The sequence below is a fragment of the uncultured Ruegeria sp. genome (genome assembly GCF_947497005.1).
Classification (GTDB): domain Bacteria; phylum Pseudomonadota; class Alphaproteobacteria; order Rhodobacterales; family Rhodobacteraceae; genus Ruegeria.
Genome location: NZ_CANMFF010000048.1, coordinates 1 through 5,286, shown reverse-complemented (window position 1 = coordinate 5,286; position 5,286 = coordinate 1). Strand labels below are relative to the sequence as shown.

Annotated in this window: 4 protein-coding genes; 2 read left to right on the top strand and 2 right to left on the bottom strand. The window is 52.4% G+C overall.

All coding sequences use genetic code 11. From position 1 onward, the window contains the following. Positions 1–352, bottom strand: a 352-nt coding sequence (locus Q0816_RS25800; protein ID WP_298856148.1) for a hypothetical protein, incomplete at its 3' end; no start/stop codon positions are given. Here Q0816_RS25800 and Q0816_RS25795 point away from each other — a divergent pair. Together Q0816_RS25795 and Q0816_RS25790 are read left to right on the top strand one after the other, a co-directional pair. Further along, positions 338–2,821: a response regulator gene (locus tag Q0816_RS25795; RefSeq protein ID WP_298856146.1), complete on the top strand. Its 2,484-nt coding sequence runs from the start codon at positions 338–340 to the stop codon at positions 2,819–2,821. The two genes, Q0816_RS25800 and Q0816_RS25795, sit on opposite strands and share 15 nt — an antisense overlap. 3 nt (positions 2,822–2,824) lie before the next feature. Continuing rightward, on the top strand, positions 2,825–4,438 hold the full coding sequence (locus Q0816_RS25790; protein WP_298856144.1) for an adenylate/guanylate cyclase domain-containing protein: 1,614 nt from the start codon (positions 2,825–2,827) through the stop codon (positions 4,436–4,438). Positions 4,439–4,448: 10 nt separating this feature from the next. Here Q0816_RS25790 and Q0816_RS25785 read toward each other — a convergent pair whose 3' ends face one another. Next, positions 4,449–4,817: a response regulator gene (locus tag Q0816_RS25785; RefSeq protein ID WP_298856141.1), complete on the bottom strand. Its 369-nt coding sequence runs from the start codon at positions 4,815–4,817 to the stop codon at positions 4,449–4,451. Positions 4,818–5,286 lie beyond the last annotated feature (469 nt).

Sequence of the window (5,286 nt, the reverse complement as noted above, 5' to 3'; positions counted from 1 at the left end):
GGCCGAACACACGACGGTACTGACGGACCGCCGCCATCAACGCAGAAAACACTTGCAATGCAGGCGCCACCCACACATGCCTTCCACTTTCCATTCGACTTGCTGCGGCGCGGCCCGTCATTCCGGCCATTCGCTGCATGCGCAAAATAAGCGGACGGTCGAACTCACAGTTCGCGAACATTCCTGTCATTCGCCAAGCATGCACGAATGCCCGAAGCCTGAGATCCTGATCATGCGTAATGAACACAATCAACAGTGCAACGTAGATAATTCTTGCCAGATTGAGGCTGCACCTGATTTTGTGACCTGAAATTGAACGGCTTTTGGGGAGAAGCGCGTGCAGGACGAACAAGAACAGGACTACGAAGGCGAATTACGCATTCACGAAGCACTGGATGTTGCATCGACGACGCCTGTATTTGCACTGTCTTTTATGATGGCCTTTGCCGTGATGATATTGCAGATCGGCCCTTCGAACCTGACGCTGGCCGCGCTCGCATCTTTAGTCATCTTGCTGATCATGAATGTGATGGGGATGAAAAGCTATTACGCCTTGCGTAACAAGCCAAGACCCAAATCAATCTCGAAGCGGCGATTGAAGGTTATCCTCATCACCTCACTGATCCTTGGAACGGGTTGGGGTAGCTTCAACTTTTTCATGATGCCGGTTTTGGCACCGCATGAGCAGATGGTTCTGTATCTGTTCGCATTTATCGGAGCGTTTGGCGGCTCTACGACATTTTCGCTCAGGGTGTCTTGGGGTTTCTCCAGCCCAGTTCTTTTTCTAACTTGGCTGTCCATGCTTCTATGGGGGCCGCTGGAATGGTACTTTAACACACTTACGATACTGGGCACGGTTCTGGTCATTTCACAGCTCACGTTTTTGACCAGAAAGAGTGCGATTAACGGTATCAAGTTGACGCTCGCGAATACAAAAGCCCTGAACGAACAGCTTAAGGCCGAAAACCAGATGCGTGAACTGGCGCGCATTCCGGAAGAGAACCCGAACCCAGTGATGCGTATCAGCGATCAGGGCGAACTGATTTATGCCAATAAAGCAAGCATTCCATTAGTCGAAGCGCTGCAGCTAAAAGTTGGTGACCGAGTGGGAACGGGTTGGCGCAAGCGTGTTGCAAAGGGTTTGCAGGAAGATCAACGGGCAGATTTCCAGTATAAGGCTGGTGGTCAGACCTATTCTCTTTTGCTGTGGCCGGTTCCGGAAGGGGGCTATGCGAATATCTATGGCCGGGACATTACAAGGCAAAAACGCGTTGAGAGCGAGTTGCGTGTAGCCCGCGACATTGCCGAAACGGCCAACAAAACCAAGAGCACTTTCCTTGCCAATATGAGCCATGAACTGCGCACACCGCTGAATGCGATTATTGGATACAGCGAATTGATGCTGGAAGAAGCCATCGACCATAATGACGAGGCAAACCTGAGCGACCTGAAGAGAATTCAATCCGCCGGAAAACATCTGCTTGCGCTGATAAATGACATTTTGGACCTTTCCAAAATCGAAGCCGGAAAGATGGAGTTCGATCTGGAAACTTTCGACGTCTACCAGATGATCAAAGATGTCAGCGCGACAGTGCAGCCATTGGCCCAGAAGAACGACAACACCTTGGAAATCTTGTGCTCCGAAGATGTCGGGGAAATGGTCTGTGATTTGACCAAGGTGCGCCAAGCATTACTCAACCTTCTGTCCAACGCTTGCAAATTCACCAAAAACGCGAAGATCACATTGTCGGTTGTTCGGTCGAAGGAGACAGATCAATTGGAGTTTTCAGTAGCCGACCAAGGCATCGGCATGTCACCCGAACAAGTCGACAAGGTCTTTGAAGCTTTCACTCAGGCGGACTCCTCCACCACGCGCAACTATGGAGGCACGGGTTTGGGACTGTCGATCACCAAGGTCTTCTGCGAGCAGCTGGGTGGCGACATTCATTGCGCCAGTACTCTCGGCAAAGGGTCAACTTTCACCATTCGCCTTCCGCGTGTCTGCCGTGACCCTTCAACAGACATATTGCGGGACACAGGGTATTCAGAGGACGATCCAAACAGCGACCCAAATGCTCCACTGGTTCTGCTTATTGACGACGATCCGACGGTGCATGACCTCTTAGGACGACGGATGCGCAGGGAAGGATATCGTACTCTTGCCTCGACTAAAGGCGAGGAAGCGTTGGAGCTGGCGAGAAAGACCAAGCCTGACGCCATTACGTTGGATGTATTCATGCCCGCGATTGATGGCTGGGCCGTGTTGTCTAAACTGAAAGACGATCCGGAACTGGCCGACATACCTGTCATCATGCTGACCTTCGCTGAAGATCGCACCCGCGGATTATCGCTGGGCGCAAGCGAATACTTGGGTAAGCCGATCGACACTGTCGAACTGCTGAGTGCTCTCAAAGAGCATTGCCCCATCGTGTCGACCCCACGCGTGCTGGTTGTCGAGGACGAAGCCGCTACGCGTGAAATGATATGCCGTGTTCTTGGAAAGGAAGGCTGGCAAATTGACGAGGCGGTCAATGGGCTGGACGCGCTTCAACGTCTCTCTGAAGCTGTATCGGACGTGATTTTGCTGGATCTCATGATGCCCGAGATGGATGGTTTTGAGTTTTTGGCAAGGATGAGGAAGAATCCGGACTGGAAAGACATTCCTGTTATCATCGTAACTGCAAAAACCCTGTCCAGCGAGGACCGCGCGCGCCTGAATGGTTCGGTCCAGACTTTGATCCGCAAGGATGGGGATGAAATCGAAACTATTCTGAGCCGGTTGAACGAATTCCTGCCAACTTCGCGATCCGGGGATACATAGATTGTGAGCGACTTTCCTGATCCCGAGGCTCAGCGCGCCCAGGCAATGTGGTTGGCAAATCTGCGCCAGAACCTAATCTCTCCGGTCAGCGCCATTGTCGGGTTTTGCGAGTTGCTGGAGAGCGAAGCCGTGCGTTCGGACCTGAGTGAAGCAGCGAACGACTTGAAACGGATTTCACAGGCAGCGACCGAATTGAGCGCATTTGTAGATCAGATGCTGCATCCTGATGTGGCCGTAAAACTGACCGTGGATGGCGACGAAGGTACAAAACGGCTTCGCCACGATCTGCGAACACCGATGAATGCTATCAAGGGCTACGGCGAGATGCTGCTAGAAGACCTGGATGATCTGAATGCGCGACATCTGGATGCGGATTTGCTGGGTCTGTTGGAACATACGGATGCCCTTCTGAAACAAATCGACATGCTTGCGTCTTTGCCTAACGATCCGTCCGGCAATGGCTTCAAATTACACCACTCTCCGCACGACGCCACTGCGATGTTCGCAAATCTTGCTCAAAGTATGCGCTCAACTGATGCGGTTACGCAAACCGCTTCGCTGACCGGAACCATACTGGTCGTCGATGATGTGGAAGCTAACAGAGAGTTGCTGGCCCGCCGGCTCGAACGGGACGGGCATAGGGTCTGGACCGCAGACGGGGGACATTCGGCTCTGGAAAAGATGTCTCAACATCCGTTCGATCTGGTTCTGCTCGATTTGATGATGCCGGATATCAACGGCTATGATGTGCTGAAACGATCGAAAGACAACGATGACTTGCGTGATATCCCGATCATCATGATTTCGGCCCTCGATGAGATCGAAAGCGTCGCGCGTTGTATCGAGGTCGGAGCAGAGGATTACCTTCCTAAACCATTCAACCCGATATTGTTGCAAGCTCGGATCAGCGCCGCGCTTGAGAAAAGGCAGTGGCGGGAGCGAGAGCACCTCTACCTTTCGCACATGGAAGCGGAGAAGCAGAAGTACAAAGACTTGTTACACAGTATTCTGCCTCGAAAAATCGTGACGCGACTGAATGAAGGAGAAACTTCAATTGCCGACCGTCATGACAACGTCACGGTTCTGTTCTCGGATATCGTAGGCTTTACCGAAATGTCGGCGGAACTGCCGCCCGCACATGTCGTCAGCCACCTGAATCGGGTTTTTTCCAGCTTCGACAAGATCGCGTCAGAACTTGGCGTCGAAAAGATCAAGACAATCGGAGATGCTTACATGGTCGCTGCCGGTGTGCCTGATCACCGCGACGACCACGCCGAAGTGATCGTTGAAATGGCGCACCGGATGTTATCTCAGGTTGAGGCCCTGAACCTTGAGTTGGATAATCCCATGCATATCAGAATTGGCGTCCATAGCGGACCCGTGGTTGCTGGAATAATCGGGTCGCATCGATTTCTCTATGATGTATGGGGAGACACAGTGAACTTCGCCAGCCGTCTTGAATCAACAGGCTCGCCGGGCCGCATCCAAATCTCAGAGGAAACCGCGAGGCGAGTCACGCATCGCTTTGAGCTATCTGATCCCATGGACGTAATAATAAAGGGCAAAGGTCAGGCCAAAACCTTCTATATCATTGGACGCAGGTCCGATCTTGAGTAGGCGGGCGTCGTCAAGATGCAGGCAGAAGCTTTTCCATTTTCTCTAGCAAGCGGTCGAGTTCGACAGGCTTGGTATCGAAGTCATCGCAACCTGCATTCAGCGCCTTCTCTCGATCACTGGCCATCGCGTGAGCAGTCAGGGCAACCACTGGGATCGAGGCGGTCTCGGGCTCTGCCTTGATACGCCGCGTTGCCTCCCACCCATCTATTTCCGGCAAGCTCATATCCATCAAAATGATGTCTGGAGTTTCGCTGCCCGCCATGGAAACGCCCTCCAACCCATCTTTCGCGGCAACGACAAGAAACCCCTTACGTGCCAATCTGCGCGAAAGCATATCGCGGTTCATTTCGTTATCTTCCACCAACAGAACTTTAGTCAAAATCCCCCCCTTGCGCCTAAGCGCGTTTTGACTGCGCACAGTATTGAGCGGCTCCAGATTCGCGTTCAAGACATCGGCTTTGTCGCGAGATTGTGCAAACCATTTCGACCGTGGCATTCTCTCATTAATTCGGTTTCACGCAAAGAGTATTTGATTGCTAAGAGCCACCGAAAGTTCACTTATCTGAGAGCTGGGCCAGCCCAGAGCCAATGACTATTCCGACCTGTGCTGTCGCAGTGACTGCACCTGCAAATGGTTAATGTCAGGGCACACTCGTACGACAATCGGAACTTCACCTCTCAACGAATTCCGTCGAACCGGTTATTTGAGGCCACTCTGGGGTGCGAAATTCAATCCGCGATTTCGCCGCAGTTGGTTCGAACAATCGAAAGGGCTTTGTCGCAAACTTTCGGCTCCGACGCCTCCGTGTTAGTGGCGTCTCAGATTTCGAACGAGGCGGGCAGTGACA